21 protein-coding genes are annotated in these 20,904 nt (G+C 69.0%); all 21 read left to right on the top strand.

What is annotated here, in order from left to right; translation table 11 throughout:
* Positions 1-110: 110 nt before the first annotated feature.
* The 21 genes from ACFX4F_RS07695 (at position 111) to ACFX4F_RS07595 (ending at position 20,755) form a co-directional block, all read left to right on the top strand.
* Positions 111-857: a beta-ketoacyl synthase chain length factor gene (locus ACFX4F_RS07695; protein ID WP_380653804.1), complete on the top strand. Its 747-nt coding sequence runs from the start codon at positions 111-113 to the stop codon at positions 855-857.
* Complete coding sequence (locus tag ACFX4F_RS07690; protein ID WP_089237756.1) at positions 850-1,647, top strand: 1-acyl-sn-glycerol-3-phosphate acyltransferase; 798 nt, start codon at positions 850-852, stop codon at positions 1,645-1,647. The genes ACFX4F_RS07695 and ACFX4F_RS07690 overlap by 8 nt, the downstream gene beginning before the upstream one ends.
* Complete coding sequence (locus tag ACFX4F_RS07685; protein WP_005411610.1) at positions 1,634-1,891, top strand: phosphopantetheine-binding protein; 258 nt, start codon at positions 1,634-1,636, stop codon at positions 1,889-1,891. The genes ACFX4F_RS07690 and ACFX4F_RS07685 overlap by 14 nt, the downstream gene beginning before the upstream one ends.
* 16 nt (positions 1,892-1,907) lie before the next feature.
* Positions 1,908-2,165: an acyl carrier protein gene (locus ACFX4F_RS07680; RefSeq protein ID WP_025878014.1), complete on the top strand. Its 258-nt coding sequence runs from the start codon at positions 1,908-1,910 to the stop codon at positions 2,163-2,165.
* A gap of 22 nt (positions 2,166-2,187) precedes the next feature.
* Positions 2,188-2,739 (top strand): hypothetical protein, encoded by a 552-nt coding sequence (locus tag ACFX4F_RS07675; protein WP_380653800.1) that lies wholly within the window; start codon positions 2,188-2,190, stop codon positions 2,737-2,739.
* Positions 2,732-4,417 carry an AMP-binding protein gene (locus tag ACFX4F_RS07670; RefSeq protein WP_380653797.1) on the top strand — a complete coding sequence of 562 codons (1,686 nt, stop codon included), beginning with the start codon at positions 2,732-2,734 and terminating at the stop codon, positions 4,415-4,417. Before ACFX4F_RS07675 ends, ACFX4F_RS07670 begins: the two co-directional genes overlap by 8 nt.
* Positions 4,407-5,177, top strand: coding sequence for a glycosyltransferase family 2 protein (locus ACFX4F_RS07665; protein ID WP_099819882.1), 771 nt, complete (start codon positions 4,407-4,409; stop codon positions 5,175-5,177). The genes ACFX4F_RS07670 and ACFX4F_RS07665 overlap by 11 nt, the downstream gene beginning before the upstream one ends.
* A gap of 1 nt (position 5,178) precedes the next feature.
* Positions 5,179-6,120, top strand: coding sequence for an acyltransferase (locus tag ACFX4F_RS07660; RefSeq protein ID WP_380653793.1), 942 nt, complete (start codon positions 5,179-5,181; stop codon positions 6,118-6,120).
* Positions 6,110-7,660: a histidine ammonia-lyase gene (gene hutH, locus ACFX4F_RS07655; RefSeq protein ID WP_108267710.1), complete on the top strand. Its 1,551-nt coding sequence runs from the start codon at positions 6,110-6,112 to the stop codon at positions 7,658-7,660. The genes ACFX4F_RS07660 and hutH overlap by 11 nt, the downstream gene beginning before the upstream one ends.
* Positions 7,647-8,078, top strand: a complete 432-nt coding sequence (locus ACFX4F_RS07650) for a thioesterase family protein (RefSeq protein WP_033832524.1) — start codon at positions 7,647-7,649, stop codon at positions 8,076-8,078. The genes hutH and ACFX4F_RS07650 overlap by 14 nt, the downstream gene beginning before the upstream one ends.
* The gene (locus ACFX4F_RS07645; protein ID WP_099819879.1) at positions 8,075-8,704 is read left to right on the top strand and encodes an outer membrane lipoprotein carrier protein LolA; all 630 of its coding nucleotides are present in this window, start codon (positions 8,075-8,077) and stop codon (positions 8,702-8,704) included. The genes ACFX4F_RS07650 and ACFX4F_RS07645 overlap by 4 nt, the downstream gene beginning before the upstream one ends.
* Entirely contained in the window at positions 8,697-11,042 is a 2,346-nt protein-coding gene (locus ACFX4F_RS07640; protein WP_099819878.1) for an MMPL family transporter, read from the top strand. Before ACFX4F_RS07645 ends, ACFX4F_RS07640 begins: the two co-directional genes overlap by 8 nt.
* A gap of 62 nt (positions 11,043-11,104) precedes the next feature.
* Positions 11,105-12,379 carry an NAD(P)/FAD-dependent oxidoreductase gene (locus ACFX4F_RS07635; protein ID WP_380653787.1) on the top strand — a complete coding sequence of 425 codons (1,275 nt, stop codon included), beginning with the start codon at positions 11,105-11,107 and terminating at the stop codon, positions 12,377-12,379.
* Positions 12,367-12,921: a DUF3261 domain-containing protein gene (locus ACFX4F_RS07630; protein WP_380653784.1), complete on the top strand. Its 555-nt coding sequence runs from the start codon at positions 12,367-12,369 to the stop codon at positions 12,919-12,921. Before ACFX4F_RS07635 ends, ACFX4F_RS07630 begins: the two co-directional genes overlap by 13 nt.
* Positions 12,918-14,105, top strand: a complete 1,188-nt coding sequence (locus tag ACFX4F_RS07625) for a beta-ketoacyl-[acyl-carrier-protein] synthase family protein (protein WP_380653781.1) — start codon at positions 12,918-12,920, stop codon at positions 14,103-14,105. The genes ACFX4F_RS07630 and ACFX4F_RS07625 overlap by 4 nt, the downstream gene beginning before the upstream one ends.
* Positions 14,102-14,560 (top strand): hypothetical protein, encoded by a 459-nt coding sequence (locus ACFX4F_RS07620; RefSeq protein WP_380653778.1) that lies wholly within the window; start codon positions 14,102-14,104, stop codon positions 14,558-14,560. Before ACFX4F_RS07625 ends, ACFX4F_RS07620 begins: the two co-directional genes overlap by 4 nt.
* Positions 14,557-15,288, top strand: coding sequence for a 3-ketoacyl-ACP reductase FabG2 (locus ACFX4F_RS07615; RefSeq protein WP_099819873.1), 732 nt, complete (start codon positions 14,557-14,559; stop codon positions 15,286-15,288). Before ACFX4F_RS07620 ends, ACFX4F_RS07615 begins: the two co-directional genes overlap by 4 nt.
* On the top strand, positions 15,288-16,526 hold the full coding sequence (locus tag ACFX4F_RS07610; protein WP_380653774.1) for a beta-ketoacyl-ACP synthase: 1,239 nt from the start codon (positions 15,288-15,290) through the stop codon (positions 16,524-16,526). Before ACFX4F_RS07615 ends, ACFX4F_RS07610 begins: the two co-directional genes overlap by 1 nt.
* Before the next feature lie 37 nt (positions 16,527-16,563).
* Positions 16,564-17,004 (top strand): excinuclease ATPase subunit, encoded by a 441-nt coding sequence (locus tag ACFX4F_RS07605; protein WP_380653771.1) that lies wholly within the window; start codon positions 16,564-16,566, stop codon positions 17,002-17,004.
* Between the two features lie 159 nt (positions 17,005-17,163).
* Positions 17,164-17,424, top strand: a complete 261-nt coding sequence (locus ACFX4F_RS07600) for a YcgL domain-containing protein (protein WP_089237730.1) — start codon at positions 17,164-17,166, stop codon at positions 17,422-17,424.
* Positions 17,417-20,755 (top strand): ankyrin repeat domain-containing protein, encoded by a 3,339-nt coding sequence (locus ACFX4F_RS07595; RefSeq protein ID WP_380653766.1) that lies wholly within the window; start codon positions 17,417-17,419, stop codon positions 20,753-20,755. The genes ACFX4F_RS07600 and ACFX4F_RS07595 overlap by 8 nt, the downstream gene beginning before the upstream one ends.
* The last annotated feature ends 149 nt before the right edge of the window (positions 20,756-20,904 follow it).

Below are 20,904 nucleotides of genomic sequence, written 5' to 3'. Positions count from 1 at the left end.
GGGGGCAGCCGGCGACGTCCTGGACGGATGCATGGCTGCAGGAATGGGGGCAGCCGCGTGTCGCCGTAATGGCTCGAGACTCTCGTTCGCCCATCGAAACATCACCGGTAATGATCGAATTTTCCGTTGTCGACTGGGCCGCCTGGGCGCCTGGCCTGACCGAGCGTAGCCAATGGACGGGCTGGGCCGGGTCGCCGTTCCTGCCGCAGGGCGAGGACACACCGGCGCTGGCCGAGATTCCGGCCATGCAGCGCCGCCGTATCGAGCGCCTGGGCCGCATGGCGATCCAGGCCGCGTGCTGGTGCGAGGACGGGCAGGGCGCTGACAGCCAGGTGCCGCTGGTGTTCGCCAGCCGCCATGGCGATGTCGCCCGTTCGATGGACCTGCTGGGCTCGCTGGTGGCCGATCAGCCGCTGTCGCCCACCGGCTTCGGCCTGTCGGTGCACAACGCGATCGCCGCGCTGTATTCGATCGCCCGCGGCCACCGTGGCAACTACCTGGCGCTGTCGGCCGGCCAGTCGACGGTGGAAGCGGCGTGCCTGGAGGCCGTCGGCCTGCTCGGTGATGGTGCCCGTGAAGTGCGGATCGTAGTGTATGAGTCGCCATTGCCCGACGTTTACGCCGAATTCGCCGACGAACCCGACCCGTTCTTCGCCTGGTGCTGGCGTCTGGCACCCGTCGGCACGGCCGGTGGCACCGATCTTTCGCTGTCCTGGCAGGTCGCCGGCGACGTCGATCCGAGCGCGCCGGGCGTGTTGCCGCATGCGCTGGACCTGCACCGCTTCCTGCTGGCCGGGGATCCGCTGCTGCAGCACGTGACCCAAGGCCAGCGCTGGTCCTGGCGCCGCCGTGGCTGAGGCGCTGCGCCGCCTCGATCATGCCTGGCGGGTGTTCGGCACCGGCCTCAGCTTCGCCGCGTTTGGCGTCGGCGGCCTGTTGCTGGGCGTGCTGGTGATGCCGGTGCTGCTGTTGATGCGCGACCCGGTGGCGCGTCGACGCCGGGCCCGCCGGCTGGTCCAGCGCGCCTTCGCCAGCCACGTGTGGCTGATGTGCCGGCTGGGGGTGATGACCCTGCAGGTGGAAGGGCGCGAACGCCTGCAGCGCGACGGCCTGCTGGTGCTGGCCAACCACCCGACCCTGATCGACGTGGTCTGCCTGATCGCCCTGCTGCCCAACGCCGATTGCGTGGTCAAGCGGGCGGTGGCCTGCAACCCGTTCATGCGCGGGCCGGTGCGTGCGGCGGGCTACATCTCCAATGACGACGGCGCCGGCCTGGTCGATGACTGCGCGGCGGCCGTGCATGCCGGCGGCACCCTGGTCATCTTCCCGGAAGGCACCCGCAGCGTGCCCGGGCAGCCGCTGCGGCTGCAGCGTGGCGCCGCCAACATCGCCGTGCGCGGGCGCCTGGACATCACCCCGGTGCGCATCACCTGCACCCCGCCGACGTTGACCAAGGGCCAGAAGTGGTATCGTGTGCCCTCACGTCGTTTTCACGTTCAGCTGCAGATCGGCGAAGATATCCCGATCGCGCCGTTCCTGGCCGAAGATGACTCGCCAAGGGGGGATGCCCTGGCGGCCCGTCGCGTCACCGACCACCTCACTCGTTATTTCGACCTGTCTGGAGATCCGACCCGTGCAAGCACTTGAGCACGAGATCAAGGAATTGATCATTTCCTCGCTTTCGCTGGAGGACATCACCCCGGAGGACATCGATCCGACCGCGCCTCTGTTCGTGGAAGGCCTCGGCCTGGACTCGATCGATGCGCTGGAACTGGGCCTGGCGCTGCAGAAGAAGTACGGTGTCAGCCTCTCGGCCGACTCGGAAGAAACCCGTCGCCATTTCTCCAGCGTGCGCGCGCTCGGCGAATTCGTCGCCGCCCGCCAGTCGTAAGGCGCCAGGAACTGCCATGACCAAGAATGAATTGTTCGAGCGCATCGTCCGCATCCTGACCGACAGCTTCGAGATCGAGCCGGCGCGGATCAGCCCGGAATCGCGCCTGTACGACGACCTGGACATCGACAGCATCGATGCGGTGGACCTGATCGTGCAGCTCAAGCCGCTGCTCGGCCGCAACCTGCAGCCTGAAGCGTTCAAGGCCGTGCGCACCGTGCAGGACATCGTTGATGTCGTGCATGGCCTGCTGCCCGGTCAGGCCGCTGCCTGACAGCAGCACGGACGCCGCGACCATGGCACGGGCACGCATGGTCGTGGTGGCAGCGATTTCGCTTGCCTATCCGGTACTGGTCTACGTGGCGATGGGCCGCTTCGAGCCGCGCTGGCTGGCGCTGCTGCTGTTCGCGCTGGCCCTGCTGCGCGCGCTGAGCACCCGCCAGCACTTGTGGTGGGCCGCTGCCGCCGGCGCGGGCCTGCTGGCCGGGCTGGCCACCGTGCTCAACCAGGCGCTGCCGCTGAAGCTGTACCCGGCACTGGTGAACGTGGTGATGTTGACGGTGTTCGCCACCAGCCTGCGCTTCGGTCCGCCGCTGGTGGAACGCCTGGCGCGCCTGCAGGAGCCGGACCTGCCACCGTTCGCGGTGATCTATACCCGTCGCGTCACCCAGGTGTGGTGCGGCTTTTTCGTTCTCAATGGTGGTCTTGCCCTGCTCACCGCGCTGTATGCGTCGGACCGGGTCTGGATGCTCTACAACGGATTGTTGGCGTACGTGATGATGGGATTGTTGTTCGGGGGCGAATGGCTGGTACGGCGTCGGGTCAAGGCAGCGCACGCGCATGGCTGACTGGATCGCCCTGGATCGGCTGCTGATCACGGCGCAGCCCGGCCGCGACATCGGTGTCTGCGATGGCATTGCCGTCGACCACGTCGCCTTCCGCCTGCGCGTGCTGGCCTGGCGTGACGCTTTCAGCACTGCCGAAGGCCGCGACTGGGCGCTTTACTTCGATGACACCGTGGCCTTCGCTGCGGCGTTGTTCGGTGCCTGGCATGCCGGCAAGCGGGTCTTCCTGGCTGCCGACAACCTGCCCGCGACATTGCAGGCGCTGCAGCCGCAGGTGAGTGGTTTTGCCGGTGACCTGTCGGCCGATTACCAGCCGTTGCAGGCGACCGCCGTCGCCGACGATGCGCCGCTGGAGCCGTTGGACGAGCGCGGCTGCGAACTGTGCGTGTTCACCTCCGGCAGCACCGGCCAGCCCAGCGCCATCAGCAAGCGGCTGGACCAGCTGGCGCGCGAGGTCGATGCCCTGCAGGCCGCGTTCGGCGCCCAGCTCGATGGCGCCCAGGTGCATGGCACCGTGTCCCACCAGCATATCTATGGCCTGCTGTTCCGCGTGCTGTGGCCGCTGGCCGCCGGCCGTGCGATCCAGCCCCGGCGCTTCTTCCACGAAGATCTGGTGGGCGCGCTGGCCGGTACCGATACGGTGCTGGTCGCCACCCCGGCCCATCTCAAGCGCCTGCCCGAGCAGCTCGACTGGGCCAGCCTGCACGGTCGCCTGCGTGCGGTGTTTTCCTCCGGCGGCCCGCTGCCCGAGGACGCCGCGCGCCAGGTCCGCCAGTGGTTGGGCGTGGCGCCCACCGAGGTTTACGGCAGCAGCGAAACCGGCGGTATCGCCTGGCGCCGCTGGGACGCCGATGCACCGCCGTGGCGGCCGTTGCCGGGCGTGCAGTGGCGGATCGAGGAGGACTGCCTGGCGGTTGCCTCGCCGCACCTGGAGACGTCGGACTGGTGGCGCACCCAGGATCGCGTGGAAGCACTGGCCGATGGCCGCTTCCGCCTGCTGGGCCGCGCCGACCGCATCGTCAAGATCGAAGAACGGCGCGTTTCGCTGGACGCACTGGAGCGCGCCCTGCGCGAAGATCCCGAGGTCGAGGACGCGCGCGTACTTGTGCTTCAGGGCCAGCGCGAGCAGCTGGCGGCAGTAGTGGTGCCGGCCGATACGGCGCTGGCACGTGCCGGCGACAGCGCACGGCGCGCGCTGGGACAGCGATTGGGCACGCGGCTGGCGCAGGGCCATGACGCGGTCACCCGGCCGCGCCGCTGGCGCCTGGTCGAATCGCTGCCGATCAATGCCCAGGGCAAGGTCACCCAGGCGGCGCTGGTCGCGCTGTTCCAGCCGCTGCTGCCGGTGCCGGTCTGGGACTGTCGCGAAGAGGCCGCGGCCACCCTGCGGATGATGCTGGACCCTGCGCTGCGCGCGTTCCAGGGCCATTTCCCGCAGGCGGCGATCCTGCCCGGCGTGGCCCAGCTGGACTGGGCGGTGCGCTTCGGTCGGCAGGCCTTCGTGCTGCCGGCCGGGTTCCAGCGCATGGATGCGGTGAAGTTCCAGCGCGTGGCCCGCCCCGGCGACGAGCTGACCCTGCAACTGCAGTGGGACGCCGAACGCGGCGTGCTGACCTTCCGCTACACCTCCGTGCATGGCGTGCACGCCAGCGGCAGGGTGGTCTTCGCCGATGCGCATTGAACCAGCCACCGCTGGCGGCGCGTTCGCGCCGCTGGTGGTCATTCCCGTGTACGACCACGAACACGCCATCGGCGCGGTGGTCGACGGCGTGCAGGCCGCGGGCCTGCCCTGCCTGCTGGTCGACGATGGCTCGCAGTCCTCCTGCGCGCGGGTGCTGCGGGAACTTGCACAGCGATCGGGCGTCGACCTGCTGCGGCTGGACGTGAACCAGGGCAAGGGCGGGGCGATGCTGGCCGGTTTCGCTGAAGCGCAGCGTCGTGGGTATACCCACGTGTTGCAGATCGATGCCGACGGCCAGCACGACACCGGCGACCTGCCGCGTTTCATCGATGCCGCCCGCGCGCACCCGGACGCGGTGATCTGCGGCATTCCGGCCTACGATGCCAGCGTGCCGAAGGCGCGCCTGTATGGTCGCTACGCCACCCACATCTGGGTGTGGATCAATACGCTGTCGCTGCACCTGCGCGACACCATGTGCGGATTCCGCGTGTATCCGCTGCCGCCAGTGCTGCGCCTGATTGGTGAGGAAACCATCGGCCGGCGCATGGATTTCGACACCGAAGTGATGGTGCGCCTGTACTGGCGGCAGGTACCGGTCGAGCACCTGGCCACGCGCGTGACCTATCCGGCCGACGGCGTTTCGCATTTCGATGTGTGGCGCGACAACGTGCGCATCAGCCGCATGCATACCCGGCTGTTCTTCGGCATGCTCTGGCGTGCGCCGCGCCTGCTGTGGCGCCGGCTGCGGGGGCAGGGCTGAGATGAGCCGCGCGCAGAGCGCCCCGCACTGGGCCGATATCGGCGAGTCCACCTCGGTGGCCGGCGTGTTGTTCCTGTGCTGGGTACATCGCTGGTTCGGGCGCTGGCCGTTCCGCCTGTGCGTGTGGCCGGTGGTGGCCTGCCATTGGCTCGGCAACCGCGTCGGCCGCCAGGCCTCGATGCAGTATCTGCAGCGGTTGCAGGCGCATACCGGGGCGATTGGCCATGCGCCGACCCGGCGCGACAGCCTGCGCCATTTCTTCAGCTTCGCCGACACGATGCTGGACAAGATTCTGGGCCTTGGCGGCCGCTATCCGCCCGAGCGCATCCGCTTGCAGCGCGACCTGGTGCTGGGCAAGATCGCGCGCCGCGAAGGCGGCCTGATCCTGACCGCGCACATCGGCTGCCTGGAACTGTGCCAGGTACTGGCCGAGCAGGTGCCGGGGTTCCGCATTACCGTGCTGGTGCATACCGCGCACGCGCAGCGCTTCAACCGCCTGCTGCAGCGGCTGGACCCGCTGGCTGCGGTGGAGCTGGTGCAGGTCACCGAAATGGGCCCGGCCACGGCTGTGATGCTCGCCGAAAAGGTTGCCTCCGGTGGTTTCGTGGCCATCGTCGGCGACCGCGTGCCGGTGCAGGGCGGGCGCAGTGTGATGGCCGATTTCCTCGGCCACCGTGCGCCGTTCCCGATCGGCGCCTACGTGCTGGCGGCTGCGCTGGGCTGCCCGGTCTACACGATGTCGTGCCTGCACCAAGGCGACGGCTATCGGGTGGCCTTCGAACAGTTCGCCGAGCGCGTGGTGCTGCCGCGCGGTTCGCGCGATGCCGCACTGGCCGAACAGGCGCAGCGCTTCGCGCACTGGCTGGAACTCCAGGTCATCCAGTCCCCGCTGGACTGGTTCAATTTCTTCCCCTTCTGGGATCAGGCTCCTCATGACGATTGACGCCGTACCCGTGTGCCGTTTCGGCGATGCACCGCTGACCATCGAAGACGTGGTCGCCCTGGCCCAGCGCACGTGCGAGGCCGCGCTGAGCGATGTGCCGGCGTTCCGCGCCCATATCCAGCGTGGTGCCGACTTCCTCGACCGCCTGCTGCGCGAGGATGGCGTCATCTATGGCGTGACCACCGGCTACGGCGATTCGTGCACGGTGAACATTCCGCCGGCACTGGTCGCCGAACTGCCGCACCACCTGTACACCTACCATGGCTGCGGCCTGGGCCGTTACCTGGACCCGGCCGAGACCCGTGCCGTGCTGGCAGCGCGCCTGGCCTCGCTGGTGCGCGGCATGTCCGGCGTCAGCGTGCCGTTGCTGGAAGGCCTGGCCACGCTGCTGCAGCACGATGTGCTGCCGTTGATTCCCGCCGAAGGCTCGGTGGGCGCCAGTGGCGACCTGACCCCGCTGTCGTACGTGGCAGCCGTGCTGTGCGGCGAACGCGAGGTGCTGCACGACGGCCGCGTGCAGCCGGCGGCCGAGGTGCTGGCGAAGATCGGCATGACCCCGCTGAAGCTGCGGCCGAAGGAAGGCCTGGCGATCATGAACGGCACCGCGGTTATGACCGGCCTGGCCTGCCTGGCCTGGCAGCGCGCCGACTACCTGGCACGCATGGCCACGCGCCTGACCGCGTTCAACGTGCTGTCCAGCGACGGCAACGCGCACCACTTCGATGAAACCCTGTTCGCCGCCAAGCCGCACCCGGGGCAGTCGCGCATTGCCGCGCGCCTGCGCAGCGACCTGCACAGCGAGCGCCCGCCGCGCAACGAGCAGCGCCTGCAGGACCGCTACTCGCTGCGCTGCGCGCCGCACGTGATCGGCGTGCTGGAAGACACCCTGCCGTTCCTGCGCCAGCTGATCGAAACCGAGCTGAACAGCGCCAATGACAACCCGCTGATCGATGCCGACGGCGAGCGCATCCTGCACGGTGGCCACTTCTACGGCGGCCACATCGCGCTGGCGATGGATACGCTGAAGAACACCGTGGCCAACATCGCCGACCTGCTTGACCGGCAGCTGGCGCTGGTGGTCGATGCCCGCTACAACCATGGCCTGCCGGCCAACCTGTCGGCGGCGACCGGCCCGCGTGCGGCGATCAACCATGGCCTGAAGGCGCTGCAGATCAGCGTTTCCGCATGGACAGCCGAGGCACTGAAGCAGACCATGCCGGCCTCCGTGTTCTCGCGCTCCACCGAATGCCACAACCAGGACAAGGTCAGCATGGGCACCATCGCCGCGCGCGACTGCCTGCGCGTGATCGAACTGACTGAACAGGTGGTGGCGGCCATGCTGATCGCCGCCCGCCAGGGGCTGGCACTGCGCGAACGGGTTGGCATGAACGCGCAGCTGCATGGCAGTCTGGCCGACATGTACGCCGACCTGGGGCAGCGCATCGCCCTGGTCGAAGAAGACCGCGCGCTGGATCGCGAACTGCGGGAACTGCTGGTGGAGATCCGCGCGCAACGCTGGGAGCTGTATGTCGGTGAATGAAGGCAACGAACTGGTCGGCGAAATTGAGCTGGCCCCTGCGTTCCATGACTGCGATCCGATGAACGTGGTCTGGCATGGCAACTACTTCAAGTACTTCGAGATCGCGCGCTGCGCGTTGCTGAAGCGCTACGACTACGACTATCCGCAGATGCTCGAATCGGGCTACCTGTGGCCGGTGGTCGATGCGCGGGTGAAGTACGTGCGGCCTTTGCTGTTCGGGCAGGCGCTGCGCGTGCGCTCGCGCATCGTCGAGTGGGAGAACCGGCTGAAGATCGAATACGAGATCCTCGATGCGGAAAGCGGCCAGGTGCTGACCCGCGCGATGACCATCCAGGTCGCGGTCGACGCGGCCAGCAAGGAAATGCTGTACCAGTGCCCGCCGGTGCTGTGGCAGCGTCTTGGAGTGCCTGCCCCGTGATCCGAATCCTTCGTCTTCCGCGCGTGCTGCTGTGCGCGCTGCTGCTGGTTGCCGCGCCGCTGCTGCAGGCCGCCGATCCCGCCGTCGATGCCATCACCCAGGCCGTCGCCCGGCCGGACGTGCTGCGTGGGCAGTTCACCCAGGAAAAGCAGGTCAGCGGCTTCAAGAACCCGCTGCGCTCGCAGGGCCAGTTCGTGGTCGCGCGCAAGCATGGCGTGATCTGGTCCACGCTCAAGCCGTTCCCGTCCGAGGTGGTGGTCACCGCCGACCGCATCCTCAGCCGCCAGCGCGATGGCAGCACCCGCGTCGAGCTGGACGCGCGCCAGCAGCCGGCGATGCGCTCGGTCAACGCGATCATGTTCGCGTTGATGAGCGGTGACGTGCAGGCACTGTCCAGCCAGTTCAACGTCCAGGCCACGCGTGAAGGGCAGGGCTGGCGTCTGAAACTGACGCCGAAGTCGGCGATGCTGGCCAAGGCCTTCCAGTCGCTGACACTGCAGGGCGACCGTTACGTGCGCCAGGTCGAGATCATCGAAGCCAACCAGGATCGCACCCGCATCCAGTTCACTGCGCTGAGCGAGGCTCCGGCAACGTTGAACGCCGACGAGGCGCGCCGCTTTGAGTGACAGCGCCGCACCGGATCGCCTGCGCCGCTGGTGGCACTGGCTGGGCATCGCCTGGCTGCTGCTGTTGCTGGTGCTGGGCGCGCAGCAGTGGCGCCTGTGGAGCCAGGAGTCGCGGATCGACACCGACATCCTCGCCCTGTTGCCGCAGGACGCGCACGACCGCCTGCTCAGCGACGTCACCCGGCGCATCGCCGATGGCAGCTCGCGGCAGGTGGTGGTGCTGCTCGGCAGCACTGACGGTGCCGCTGCCAAGCGCGCGCAGGCGGCGTTCGCTGCGGCAATGGCCAGTGATGCCGACAGCGCGCTGCTGGTGCCCAGTGGTTCGATCGAAGGCTGGTTCGATGACGCGCGAGCGTTCTACGCACCGTACCGCGACCGCCTGCTGACCCCGGCCCAGCGCGAGCAGCTGCAACAGGCCGAACCCGCTGCGCTGGCCGAACAGGCGCTGGGCGCGCTGTACGGCCCGATGGGCGCGCCGCGCCTGACCGAGTGGCGGCAGGATCCGCTGTCGCTGTGGCCGCAGTGGTGGCAGCAGCAGGCCCAGGGCTCCGGGCTGCGCCTGGGCGATGACGGTCTGCTTGAGGCCGAGGGCAAGCATTGGGCGGCATTGCAGTTCGATACGCCGGGCTCGGCCTTCAGGCTGGATGGCGAGCGCCATCTCGATGGCCTGCTCGAACGCGCCGGAGAAGCGGCCAAGGCCGCTGCGCCAGGTCTGGAGATCCTGCATGCCGGCGTGCCGTTGCATGCCGAAGCCGCCGCGGTGCAGGCCAACCAGGAGATCAACACCATCGGCTGGGGTTCGCTGGCGGCGGTGCTGCTGCTGGTGTGGTTGGCATTCCGCTCGCTGCGGCCGATCCTGCTGGTTGCCGCCTCGCTGCTGATCGGTTGTGGCGTGGCGCTGGCGGTGACCGTGCTGGTGTTCGGCAAGGTGCATGTGCTGACCCTGGTGTTTGGTGCCTCGCTGGTCGGCGTGGCCGAGGACTACGGCATCCACTGGTTTGCTTCGCGCCAGGCCGAGCCGGCCGACCGCCGCTGGAAGCTGCTGAGGCATCTGCTGCCGGGCCTGTGGTTGGCCCTGCTGACCAGCGCGCTGGCCTACCTGGCACTGGGCCTGGCGCCGTTCCCCGGCCTGCGGCAGATGGCGTTGTTCTCCGTGGTCGGTCTGGCCGCCGCCTTCCTCACGGTGATCTTCTGGTTCCCTTGGCTGGACGGCGGCGAGATCCGAACCACCCGCTTCGCGCAGTGGCTGGGCAATACGCTGGAGCGCTTCCCGCGCCTGCACGGGCGTCGCCCGGTGGCGATCTTCCTTGGCGTGGCCGCGCTGGTGTCGGCCATCGGCATCGCCCGCCTGCACAGCAACGACGACCTGCGCAGCCTGCAATCGTCGCCGCCGGCGCTGATGGCCCAGCAGATCCGCCTCAGCCAGCTGCTGGGCATGCCCAGCCCGGCGCAGTTCTACCTGGTGCAGGGCAGTGACGCCGCACAGCTGTTGCAGCGTGAAGAAGCACTGACCGAACGCCTGCGTGAACTTACCCACGACAAGCGCATCGGCGGCTACCGCGCGATCAGCGACTGGTTGCCATCGCCCGCGCGACAGCAGGCCGATGCGGCGCTGACCGCCCGGGTGGAACCGGGTGTGCTGGCCGCGGTCGGCGAAGCGGTGGGTGAGCCCTTGCAGCGCCCTGCATTCGCAGCGGCGCCGCTGAGCGCCGAGGCCTTCCTCGCCTCGCCGGCTTCGCAGCCGTTCCGCCACCTGTGGGTCGGCAACGTAGGCGGGCAGATGATCAGCGTGGTGATGGTCGATGACCTGTCGCGTGCCGATGCGCTGGCCACCCTGCGTGGCGCTGCCGAAGGCCTGGACGGCGTGCGCTGGGTCGACCGCACCGCTGATTTCTCGCAGCTGCTGGGCCATTACCGCAAGCTGATGGGTGGCCTGCTGCTGGTTGGCATCGTGCTGGTGTTCGGCGCCCTGTGGCTGCGCTATCGGCGCCATGCCTGGCGCGTGTTCGCCCCCACCCTGGTCGCCGGTGCGCTCACCCTGGGCCTGCTCGGTCTGTTCGGCCAGCCGCTGCAGCTGTTCAATGTGCTGGCACTGATGCTGCTGCTGGGCATGGGCATCGACTACGGCATCTTCCTGATCGAGCACCGCGGCGACGCCAGTGCCTGGCTGGCGGTGTGCGTGGGCGCGGCCAGCACGTGGCTGTCGTTCGGCCTGCTGGGTCTTTCGCAGACGCCGGCGCTGCGCGCGTTCGGGCTCACCCTGCTGTTCGGCATCGGCCTGGTCTGGCTGATCTCGCCGCTGTTCCGGCCGCCACCGCATGACGTGCCGCCGGCCTGAACGGACACGCTTCATTCCGATTCCTCCGCTTTTCCACCTGATCGAGCAACAAGGACGCACCGATGACTACTGCTGTGGATGCCGCTGATTCTTCCAGCCACGAAGACGTGGAACGTACCGAAATCCTGATCATCGGCGCCGGCCCGGCCGGTTCGGTGGCCGCAGCGATGCTGCGCCAGCAGGGGCGCAAGGTGCTGATGCTGGAACGCCAGCAGTTCCCGCGCTTCTCCATCGGCGAGAGCCTGCTGCCGCAGAGCATGGAATACATCGAAGCGGCGGGCCTGCTGCAGGACGTGGTCGAGGCGGGCTTCCAGTACAAGAACGGCGCGGCCTTCGTGCACGGGGACGCGCGCACCGCGTTCGACTTCAGGAAGAAGTTCTCGCCGGGTTGGGGCACCACCTACCAGGTGCAGCGCGCCGACTTCGACAACGTGCTTGCGCGCGGCGCCGAGCGCATGGGCGCGACCCTGCGCTTCGGCGACGAAGTGCTGGCGGTCGAGCCGGGCGAACAGCCGGTGGTGAACGTGCGCCGCCCGGATGGCAGCGAGTACCGCATCGAAGCCGATTTCATCCTCGACGCCTCCGGCTTCGCACGCCTGCTGCCGCGCCTGCTCGACCTGGAATCGCCGTCCAACTTCCCGGTGCGTGGCGCCATCTTCTGCCACGTGCGTGACAACATCCCGGCCGAAGCGGATTTCGACCGCAACAAGATCCTGATCACCACCCATCCCGAGCATATCGACGTCTGGTACTGGACGATCCCGTTCTCCAACGGTTGCTGCTCGCTGGGCGTGGTGGCCGAGCCGTCATTCTTCGAACGCTACGAAGGCGACGACCTGCAGAAGCTGCAGGCCATCGTCGGCGAGGACCCGAACCTGACCTCGCTGCTGGCCAACGCGGAGTGGGCGGTGCTGCCGGTGCGCCGCATCACCGGCTATTCGGCGAATGTCAGTTCGCTGTGGGGCCCGGGTTATGCGCTGCTGGGCAACGCCGGCGAGTTCCTCGATCCGGTGTTCTCCTCCGGCGTCACCATCGCGTTCAAATCCGCGCAGCTGGCCAGCGAATGCCTGAAGCGCCGCTACGCGGGTGAAACGGTCGACTGGGAACGCGACTTCTCGATTCCGCTGCGTGCCGGCGTGAAAACCTTCCGCCGCTTCGTCGAAAGCTGGTACCAGGGCGGTTTCCAGAAGATCATCTACCACCCCAACCAGCAGCCGCAGGTGCGCGACATGATCAGCTCCATCCTGGCCGGCTACGCCTGGGACACCAACAATCCGTATGTGGCCGATGACAGTGGCCGCCGCATGCGTGTGCTGGAGGAATTGTGCAGCGCCTGATTGCCCGCCTTTCTGCGGTCCTGCTGTGCCTGCTGCTGGCCGCCTGTGCCAGCCGCATGCCGCGGCCGCTGGTCGAACTGCCGCCGCTGCGGTTGGCACCATCCAGCCTGCCGGCGCCGTTGGCCCTGCAGCAGCAGCTGCACTTCCGCTTCGGCAGCCACGAGCGTGACCTGGACGCGCTGCTGGAAGCCGACGCGCAGCAGGTGCAGCTGGCCGTGCAGGCGATGGGCCAGACCGGCGTGCGCCTGCAGTGGGACGGCCAGCAGCTGACCCAGCAGCGTGCGCCCTGGCTGCCGCCACAGGTGCGTGCCGAGCGCGTGCTGGACGACCTGCAGTTCGCACTGTGGCCGACCGATGCCATTGCCGCCGCGCTGCCGGCCGGCTGGCAGGTGAGCGATGACGGCCGCCAGCGCAGCCTCTCGCGAGATGGCCAGGTGTGGCTGCAGCTGCAGCGCCTGGACGATGGCAGCGTGCAGCTGGACAACCGCGCCGAGGGCTACACGCTGCGCATCGAATCGATCGACATGGCCGGCCAGCCATGAAGAGCGCGCCCATTTTCCTCAACGACCTCGGCGTGGTCTGCGCACTGGGCGAGGGTCGCGCCGCGGTCGCCGCTGCGCTGTTCGCTGATGCGCCAAGCGGGCTGAGCGACAACGCCACCCTGCTGCCAGGTCGCACCCTGGCGCTGGGCGAAGTGCACAGCCCGCTGCCGACGCTGGAAGCACTGCCGGTGTCCCTGCGTGGCCGCAACAACGCGCTGCTGGACGTGGCCCTGGCGCAGATCGCGCCGGCCGTTGCCGATGCCATCAGCCGTTACGGTGCCGAGCGCGTGGCCGTGGTGCTGGGCACCAGTACCTCGGGCATCGGTGAATCCGAACAGGCACTGCGTACCCGCGCCGAGCACGGCCATTGGCCCGAAGGCTTCGACTACGCGCAGCAGGAAATGGGCACCGCCGCGCAGTTCGTGCGAACCCGCAGCGGTGCGCTGGGCCCGGCCTGGACGCTGTCCACGGCCTGTTCGTCCAGCGCCAAGGCGTTGATGTCGGCCGCGCGCATGCTGCGTTCGGGCGTCGTCGATGCGGTCATCGCCGGTGGTGCCGATTCCCTGTGCCGGTTCACCGTGGCTGGATTCAGCGCGCTCGAATCGGTCTCCGCCGTGCGCTGCAATCCGTTCTCGCAGCATCGCTGCGGGATCAACATCGGCGAGGGCGCCGCGCTGTTCCTGCTGACCCGCGAACCGGGTGCGGTCAGCCTGGCCGGTTGGGGTGAGTCGGCCGACGCGCACCATATGTCCGCACCGGACCCGCAGGGTCTGGGCGCCATCGATGCCCTGCAGCAGGCGTTGCAGCGTGCCGGCTGGGCGCCTTCGGAAGTGGATTACGTGAATCTGCATGGCACTGCGACCGGCCACAACGACGCGATGGAAAGCCTGGCGGTGGCGCAGGTGCTGGGCACCGATGTGCCCGCCAGTTCGACCAAGCCACTGACCGGCCACACGCTGGGTGCGTCCGGTGCGATCGAAGCGGCGCTGTGCTGGATCCTGCTGGCCGAGAATCCGCAGCAGCAGCTGCCGCCGCACTGGTGGGACGGCGTGGCCGATCCGGCGCTGCCGGCGTTGCCGCTGGTCGCCCCGGCGACCTTCCTGCAGCAGCTGCCGCGGCGTGTGCTGAGCAATTCGTTCGCCTTCGGCGGCAGCAATGCCGTGCTGGCACTGGAGCGCCGATGAACCTGCCGCTGTATGCCATCGAAGAGGTGGTGCCGCACCGCCAGGACATGTGCCTGCTGGACCGCATCCTGCGCTGGGACCAGGACAGCATCGAGGCGGAACTGGTGGTGCCCGAGGCCGGCCTGTTCATCGAAGACGGTGCCGTCCCGGCATGGGTCGGCATCGAATACATGGCCCAGGCCATCGCGGCGTGGGCCGGCTGCCGTGCGCGCACGGCCGGCAACCCGCCGCAGCTGGGCTTCCTGCTCGGCAGCCGGCGCTATGCCAGCACGCGCAGCAGTTTCCCCAGCGGCACCAGCCTGCAGGTACAGGCGCGTTGCGAACTGTTGGGCGACAATGGATTAGGGATGTTCGCCTGCCGCATCCTGGCAGGCGAGGAAGAATGGGCGGTTGCCAACGTGTCGGTGTTCGAACCGGCCGACTCGATGGCCTATCTGGAGAGTGGACAGGCATGACAGGAAATCGAAGCGTGCTGGTGACCGGCGCGAGCCGGGGCATCGGCCGGGCCATTGCGCTGCGTATCGCGCGCGATGGCTTCGACGTGGTGGTGCATTGCCGCAGCCGTGTGGAAGAAGCACAGGCAGTGGCCGACGAGATCCAGGCACTGGGCCAGCAGGCCCGCGTGCTGGCCTTCGACGTGGCCGACCGTGCCGCCGCGCGCGCCGCGCTGGAAGCGGACGTGGAGGCACATGGCGCCTATTACGGCGTGGTGTGCAATGCCGGCATCGCTCGTGACGGCGCCTTCCCGGCGCTGTCCGAGGACGACTGGGACCAGGTGATCCACACCAACCTGGACGGCTTCTACAACGTGCTGCATCCGCTGATCATGCCGATGGTGCGGCGGCGCAAGCCGGGCCGCATCGTCACTCTGTCCTCGGTGTCCGGCGTGGCCGGCAACCGTGGCCAGGTCAATTACAGTGCAGCCAAGGCCGGCATCATCGGTGCCAGCAAGGCATTGGCGCTGGAGCTGGCCAGCCGCCAGATCACCGTCAACTGCGTGGCCCCGGGCCTGATCGAGACCGACATGCTCAACGAAGAAGTGGTCGAACACGCATTGAAGCTGATTCCGGCCGGCCGCGTCGGCCGTCCCGAGGAAGTGGCGGCCACGGTCGCGTTCCTGCTGTCCGAGCCGGCCGGCTACATCACCCGCCAGGTGATCTCGGTCAACGGGGGGATGATCTGATGGCCGCCGATCGTCGCGTGGTGGTCACCGGTGCCGCCGCCATCAGTCCGCTCGGCCACGACTGGCCGACCATCCAGGCCCATCTGCGCAGCTGCCGCAACGCGGTGCGTTCGATGCCGGAATGGGATGTGTATGCGGGCCTGAATACCAAGCTGGCCGCACCGGCGCAGGACTATGAGCTGCCGCCGAACTACAACCGCAAGACCACCCGCTCGATGGGCAAGGTCGCGATCATGTCGGTGCGCGCCACCGAGGTCGCCCTGCGTGAGGCGGGCCTGTTCGAGCACCCGGTGCTGCGCAGCGGCCGCACCGGCGTGGCCTACGGCTCATCGTCGGGCAGCCACGAGGCCACCGGCGAATTCGGCCGCATGCTGCATGAGTTCACCACCGACGGCATCAGCGCCACCACCTACCTGAAGATGATGAGCCACACCGCGCCGGTCAACATCGGTGTGTTCTTTGGCTTGTCCGGGCGTGTCTACACCACCTCCAGCGCCTGTACGTCGGGCAGCCAGGGCGTGGGCGCCGGCTACGAAGCGATCCGCAGCGGCAAGCAGACGGTGATGGTGGCCGGTGGCGCCGAGCAGCTCGACGCCACCGCCGCGGCAGTGTTCGACACCCTGTTCGCCACCAGCACGCGCAACGACGCGCCGCACACCACTCCGCGCCCGTTCGATGCCGGCCGCGACGGCCTGGTGCTGGGCGAGGGCGCCTGCACGCTGATCCTGGAGGATCTGGAGCACGCGCAGGCACGCGGCGCGACCATCCTGGCCGAGATCGTGGGCTACGGCACCAACAGCGACGGCCAGCACGTCACCCAGCCCAGCGCCGACACCATGGCCCAGGCCATGCGCCTGGCATTGGAAGACGCCGGCCTGCAACCGGAGCAGATCGACTACGTGAACGCCCACGGCACCGCCACCGACCACGGCGACATCGCCGAGACCCAGGCCACCGCCCAGGTGTTCGGCAGCCGCGTGCCGATCAGCTCGTTGAAGAGTTACGTCGGCCACATGCTGGGCGGTTGCGGTGCGTTCGAAGCCTGGATGAGCATCGAGATGATGCGCGCCGGCTGGTTCGCGCCGACCCTGAACCTGGTCGAGGTGGACCCGCGTTGCGGCCAGCTCGACTTCATCACCGGGCAAGGCCGCGAGCTGCAGGCCGAGTACGTGATGAGCAACAACTTCGCCTTCGGCGGCATCAACACCTCGCTGGTGTTCCGCCGCTGGAGCGCGTGATCCCGCCGTACCCGCACCTCAACAAGGAGACGTTCCGATGCGCCGCACCCTGATGATCGCCACTGCCACCGCGCTGCTGGCCCTGACTTCCACCGCTTCGGCGCGCGATACCCGCGTCGAACAGTCCCTGCGCGAGCTGATCAGTTCGCAGGCCGCCAAAGATGCCGGCATCGACGGCAGCGTGCGCTTCTACCTGGCCGGCCAGCCGGTCAGCGTGCAGCAGCGCCTGGGCGAAGACGTGACCAACAAGAAGACCAACGCTGCCAACAAGAGCGACGTCGAGGCCTGCAACTGGGTGGCCCTGTCGGCGCTGCTGGCCCTGCAGGACGGTGCCAAGTCGCGCGGCGCCAACGCCGTGGTCGATATCGTCAGCTACTACAAGAAGAACGAGTTCAAGAGCGCGACCAACTACGAGTGCTGGGCCGGCACCTTCGTCGCCGGCGTGGCCCTGAAGGGCACCTACGCCAAGGTCAAGTAAGCGCGGCCGACCGGTGGCGCTGGCTGAACGGCGTCGCCACATTGCTGAACCTCACCGGGGAAACGCCGTCGATCACGCCGCCATCGTCGCGTGACGGCTTTCCCCGGTGTCGGCTTTCCGACACAATCACGGCTCTTCCCGGGTTATCGTCCCGTGGACATGCACGCCTACGTCTATAAAAGCCAACTCAAGCCGGACACCTACGTCTATCTCGCCCGACGCGATGACTTCAGCGCTTTGCCTGCGCCGCTGTCGGCGTCGTTGGGTTCGCTCGTCTTCGTGCTGGAAGTGACCCTGGACGCGCAGCGCCAGCTGGCCCAGGCCGACCCGGCCAAGGTGCGCAGCGAACTGACCGAGCGCGGGTTCTACCTGCAGGTGCCGCCGTCGGTGAGCAGCATGATGCTGCGCCACTATGACTGAGCTTTCCCGATCCCGCGCCCTGTCGCTGGCCTTCACCGTCGGTGCCTTGCTGGCGCTGGGATCGGCGCTGGGTGGCCTGCCCGGCGCGGTGCTGGCGGCGCTGGCCCAACCGGCGTTCGCGCTGGGGATTTCGTGGTGGCGGCGCAGCCGTGCGCTGCTGTCGCCGAAGGTGATCGCCCGCCAGGACCTGCCGGCCCTGCTGGCGCTGTGGACCGCCGCGCCGTTGCTGCTGGCCCTGCTGTTGGCCTGGCCGCTGGCCGCGCTGCGCGACAGCGGCAGCCTGGCCGCGGTGCTGGGCCTGAGCGTGCTGGTCAGCGCCGGCCTGCTGGCGGCATGGCGCACCTGGCCGCTGTGGAACGATGTCGAGCGTCTCGATGGTGGCCTGGCCCAGCATTGGCAGGCGCTGGCGGGTCGTGACCTCAGCGCCTGGCGTGGTCTTGGCGTGGCGGCCCTGGTGATGGCCCTGGCGGCACTGGTGGTACTGCCGACCTGGCCGGACCTGCTGCCGGAAAGCGCGCGTTGGCCGTCGGCACTGGCGGTGCTGCTGCTGTCGCCGCTGCTGCACCTGCTGCTGCAGCGCATTGCACCGGCGCCGCTCGTGTCGCTGCGCAGCGCGGTTGGCGCTGAACTGCCGGTCGATCGCGAAACGCTGTTCAGCGCGGTGGTGGACACCACGCCGCTGGAAGCCCTGGCGCCGCAAGAGCTGACCCCGGCCCTGTACGAAGCCGCACGCCACGGCCGTATCGACCGTGCGCTGCAGCTGCTGCAGGCCGGCGCCGATCCATACTCCCTGCCTGACCCGAACTGGCGCGACCAGCGCAGCCTGGCAGTGCTCGCCGCCGTCCTGCCGGACCTGCGCCTGCTGCGTGAGCTGATCGGCCGCGGCGTCGATGTGAACGCGCCGCATCGCGGCATGACCCCGCTGCTGGCCGCGACCCGCGACAGCTGGCATGGGCGTCCGGAGGCGGTGATGACCTTGCTGGCCAACGGTGCCGATTCGCGCGCCACCGACAGTGAGGGCAATACGCCCCTGCACCATGCCGCCCGCAGTTCCGACCCGGGCGTGGCCGCGCTGCTGCGCGATGCAGCGGCTGAAGTCGACGCGCTGAACCGTGATGGCTGGTCGCCGTTGGCGGTGGCCTGCCAGGTCGGCAACTGGCGCCTGGCGCGCTTCCTGCTGGAGCGCGGCGCCCGCAGCGAGCCGGCTGACGGCACCCCGGTGCTGCTGGCCGCGGCCGCCACCGAAGACGATGATCCGGCCGGCGTGCAGCTGCTGCTCAAGCACAAGGCACGTGCCGACGCGCGTGACCGCCAGCGCCGCAGCGCGCTGCATGAAGCGGCACTGGCCGGCCACGTGGACATCATCGGCGTGCTGCTTGCCGCCGGTGCCAACCTGGAAGCGCGCGACGCGCTCGGCCGTACCCCGTGGCTGGAAGCTGCACGTGCCGGCCGCGCCGCCGTGGTCGAGCACCTGCTGCCACACAAGCCCGACCTGGTTGCTGTCGACACCGATGGCCGCAACGCGGTGCTGCTGGCAACGATGGCCGAGGACGTTTCGCCGCTGTTGATCAAGCGCCTGCTGGAACTGGGCATCGCCGCCGACGGCAGCGATCCGGCCGGCCGGCGCGCGGTGGACTACGCCGCCGAAGCCGGTCGCTGGGCGATCGTCGCCCTGCTGGATCCGTCCTATCCGTTGCCTGCCGCCGTCAGCGATGGCCTGGCCGAGCGCGGTGAGGCGGCCAGTGCCAGCGGCCTGCTGCCTGATCGTCCGCCGTTGACCCTGCTGCGCGAGGCGCTGGGGTTCGGCAACACCGATGGCATGGCCGCACTGGCCAGGCTGTGCCAGCCTGAAGAACTGGGTGGCCTGCTGCTCGACCCGGAGCTGGCGCTGGAGCCGCGTGCGGTCGACTGGCTGCTCGCCCACGGTGCCGATCCGTACGTGCGTGACGCCTGTGCCGATACACCGATGTTCGCGCTGCTGTCGCGCGGTATCGATGCCGTGCCAGCCCTGCAGGTGATGCTGCAGCATGGCCTGTCGCCGGCCGGCCGTGGTGGCCTGGCGCGTTTCCTGGCCGCCTGCGCGCAGCACGACCAGGCGGCGCGTGGCCTGGAACAGCTGGCGCTGGAACTGCTGGAACGCGGCGCCGATCCGTTTGCTGCCTCGCCGGCCGGTGATCCGCCGTTGTCACTGGCGGTGCGCCTGGGGTGGCTGCGCCTGCAGCAGGCCCTCCTCACCACCGGCGTGGACCGTGAAGCACGTGACAGCCATGGCATGACCGCGCTGCATCTGGCCACCGCACTGGCGCGCGAAAGTGCCCTGAAGCTGCTGGTGCAGCACGGCGCCTCGCCGGAAGCGCGTGCTGCCGATGGGCAGACGCCGCTGGGCGTGGCGCTGTCGATCGGTCGTCGCGATCTGGCCGACTGGCTGGACTGGCGGGTCTGGCCGCTGCCGCGCAGGACCCTGCGCGAAGGCGATCTGCCGGCCGCCGCGATGGCCGGTGATGTCGATGCCGTGCGTCGTTTGAATGATCTGGGCTTTGCCGTCGACGCCGTCGATGCGCAGGGCTGCACCGCGCTGCTGCGTGCTGCCGGCGGTGGCCATCTGGCCGTGGTCGACCTGCTGCTGGCGCGCGGCGCCGATCCGCAGCATGCCGCTGCCAGTGGTGCGACGCCGTTGTCGGCGGCGGTCAGCATGCGCCAGGTCGAGATCGTCTCGGCCCTGCTTGATGCTGGTGCGCAGCTCGAACACCGCCTGCCGGGCGGCGTCACCGTGCTGATGCTGGCCTCGGCGCTGGGCCTGCCGGACATCGTGGCGCGCCTGCTCACCGCCGGTGCCAACGTGCATGCCGGCGATGCCCAGCAGCTGGCACCGCTGCACTGCGCCGCCCTGTATGGCTTCAGTGCGCGCGACCGTTCGCGCCTGCTGGCGCTGCTCGACACCCTGCTGCTGGCCGGTGCAGAACCGGACCAGGCCGCCGCCGGTGCGGTCACGCCGCTGCTGCTGCTGATGGGCGCGCGCGCCGAACCGGGCACCGCCTGCGACGAGCAGGTGGTGATGGCCGCGGTCGAGCGCCTGCTCGATGAAGACGTGAGCCTGGACGTGCGCGACCCGCGTGGCTTCGGCCCGTTGCACCTGGCCGCCCTCCACGGGTTGCCGCTGCTGGTGCAGCGCCTGCTGCGCGCCGGTGCCGATCCGGAAGCGCGCGATGGCTTGAACCGCAGCCCGCGCGAGATCGCGGTGATGCGCGGCTTCATCGACGTCGCCGCCGAGTTCGAGCCGCGCGTGCCGGGCGTATCGTCGATGGCCAGGTTCCTGCGCGACAACGGCTGACCGGCCCGGGGTCGGATCCCTTTCCAACGGAAAGGGCTCTGACCCCAATACCTTGGGATCCTACCCCTGGTGGGTGCCGACCGTTGGTCGGCAGGATGCCTTCAGTAGATCCACGCCATGCGTGGATGATCGCCGCGCACGGAAACAAC

It is taken from the genome of Stenotrophomonas sp. YIM B13575, from assembly GCF_042787595.1.
GTDB lineage: Bacteria > Pseudomonadota > Gammaproteobacteria > Xanthomonadales > Xanthomonadaceae > Stenotrophomonas > Stenotrophomonas lactitubi_B.
This window is presented reverse-complemented; position numbering and strand designations above follow the sequence as displayed.

What these genes read in the sequence shown, in the direction of transcription:
- ACFX4F_RS07695 (WP_380653804.1), top strand. Translation starts at nt 111, where the DNA reads ATGATCGAATTTTCCGTTGTCGACTGGGCCGCCTGGGCGCCTGGCCTG.
- ACFX4F_RS07680 (WP_025878014.1), top strand. Translation starts at nt 1,908, where the DNA reads ATGACCAAGAATGAATTGTTCGAGCGCATCGTCCGCATCCTGACCGAC.
- ACFX4F_RS07675 (WP_380653800.1), top strand. Translation starts at nt 2,188, where the DNA reads ATGGCACGGGCACGCATGGTCGTGGTGGCAGCGATTTCGCTTGCCTAT.
- ACFX4F_RS07670 (WP_380653797.1), top strand. Translation starts at nt 2,732, where the DNA reads ATGGCTGACTGGATCGCCCTGGATCGGCTGCTGATCACGGCGCAGCCC.
- ACFX4F_RS07665 (WP_099819882.1), top strand. Translation starts at nt 4,407, where the DNA reads ATGCGCATTGAACCAGCCACCGCTGGCGGCGCGTTCGCGCCGCTGGTG.
- ACFX4F_RS07660 (WP_380653793.1), top strand. Translation starts at nt 5,179, where the DNA reads ATGAGCCGCGCGCAGAGCGCCCCGCACTGGGCCGATATCGGCGAGTCC.
- hutH (WP_108267710.1), top strand. Translation starts at nt 6,110, where the DNA reads ATGACGATTGACGCCGTACCCGTGTGCCGTTTCGGCGATGCACCGCTG.
- ACFX4F_RS07650 (WP_033832524.1), top strand. Translation starts at nt 7,647, where the DNA reads ATGTCGGTGAATGAAGGCAACGAACTGGTCGGCGAAATTGAGCTGGCC.
- ACFX4F_RS07635 (WP_380653787.1), top strand. Translation starts at nt 11,105, where the DNA reads ATGACTACTGCTGTGGATGCCGCTGATTCTTCCAGCCACGAAGACGTG.
- ACFX4F_RS07625 (WP_380653781.1), top strand. Translation starts at nt 12,918, where the DNA reads ATGAAGAGCGCGCCCATTTTCCTCAACGACCTCGGCGTGGTCTGCGCA.
- ACFX4F_RS07620 (WP_380653778.1), top strand. Translation starts at nt 14,102, where the DNA reads ATGAACCTGCCGCTGTATGCCATCGAAGAGGTGGTGCCGCACCGCCAG.
- ACFX4F_RS07615 (WP_099819873.1), top strand. Translation starts at nt 14,557, where the DNA reads ATGACAGGAAATCGAAGCGTGCTGGTGACCGGCGCGAGCCGGGGCATC.
- ACFX4F_RS07610 (WP_380653774.1), top strand. Translation starts at nt 15,288, where the DNA reads ATGGCCGCCGATCGTCGCGTGGTGGTCACCGGTGCCGCCGCCATCAGT.
- ACFX4F_RS07605 (WP_380653771.1), top strand. Translation starts at nt 16,564, where the DNA reads ATGCGCCGCACCCTGATGATCGCCACTGCCACCGCGCTGCTGGCCCTG.
- ACFX4F_RS07600 (WP_089237730.1), top strand. Translation starts at nt 17,164, where the DNA reads ATGCACGCCTACGTCTATAAAAGCCAACTCAAGCCGGACACCTACGTC.
- ACFX4F_RS07595 (WP_380653766.1), top strand. Translation starts at nt 17,417, where the DNA reads ATGACTGAGCTTTCCCGATCCCGCGCCCTGTCGCTGGCCTTCACCGTC.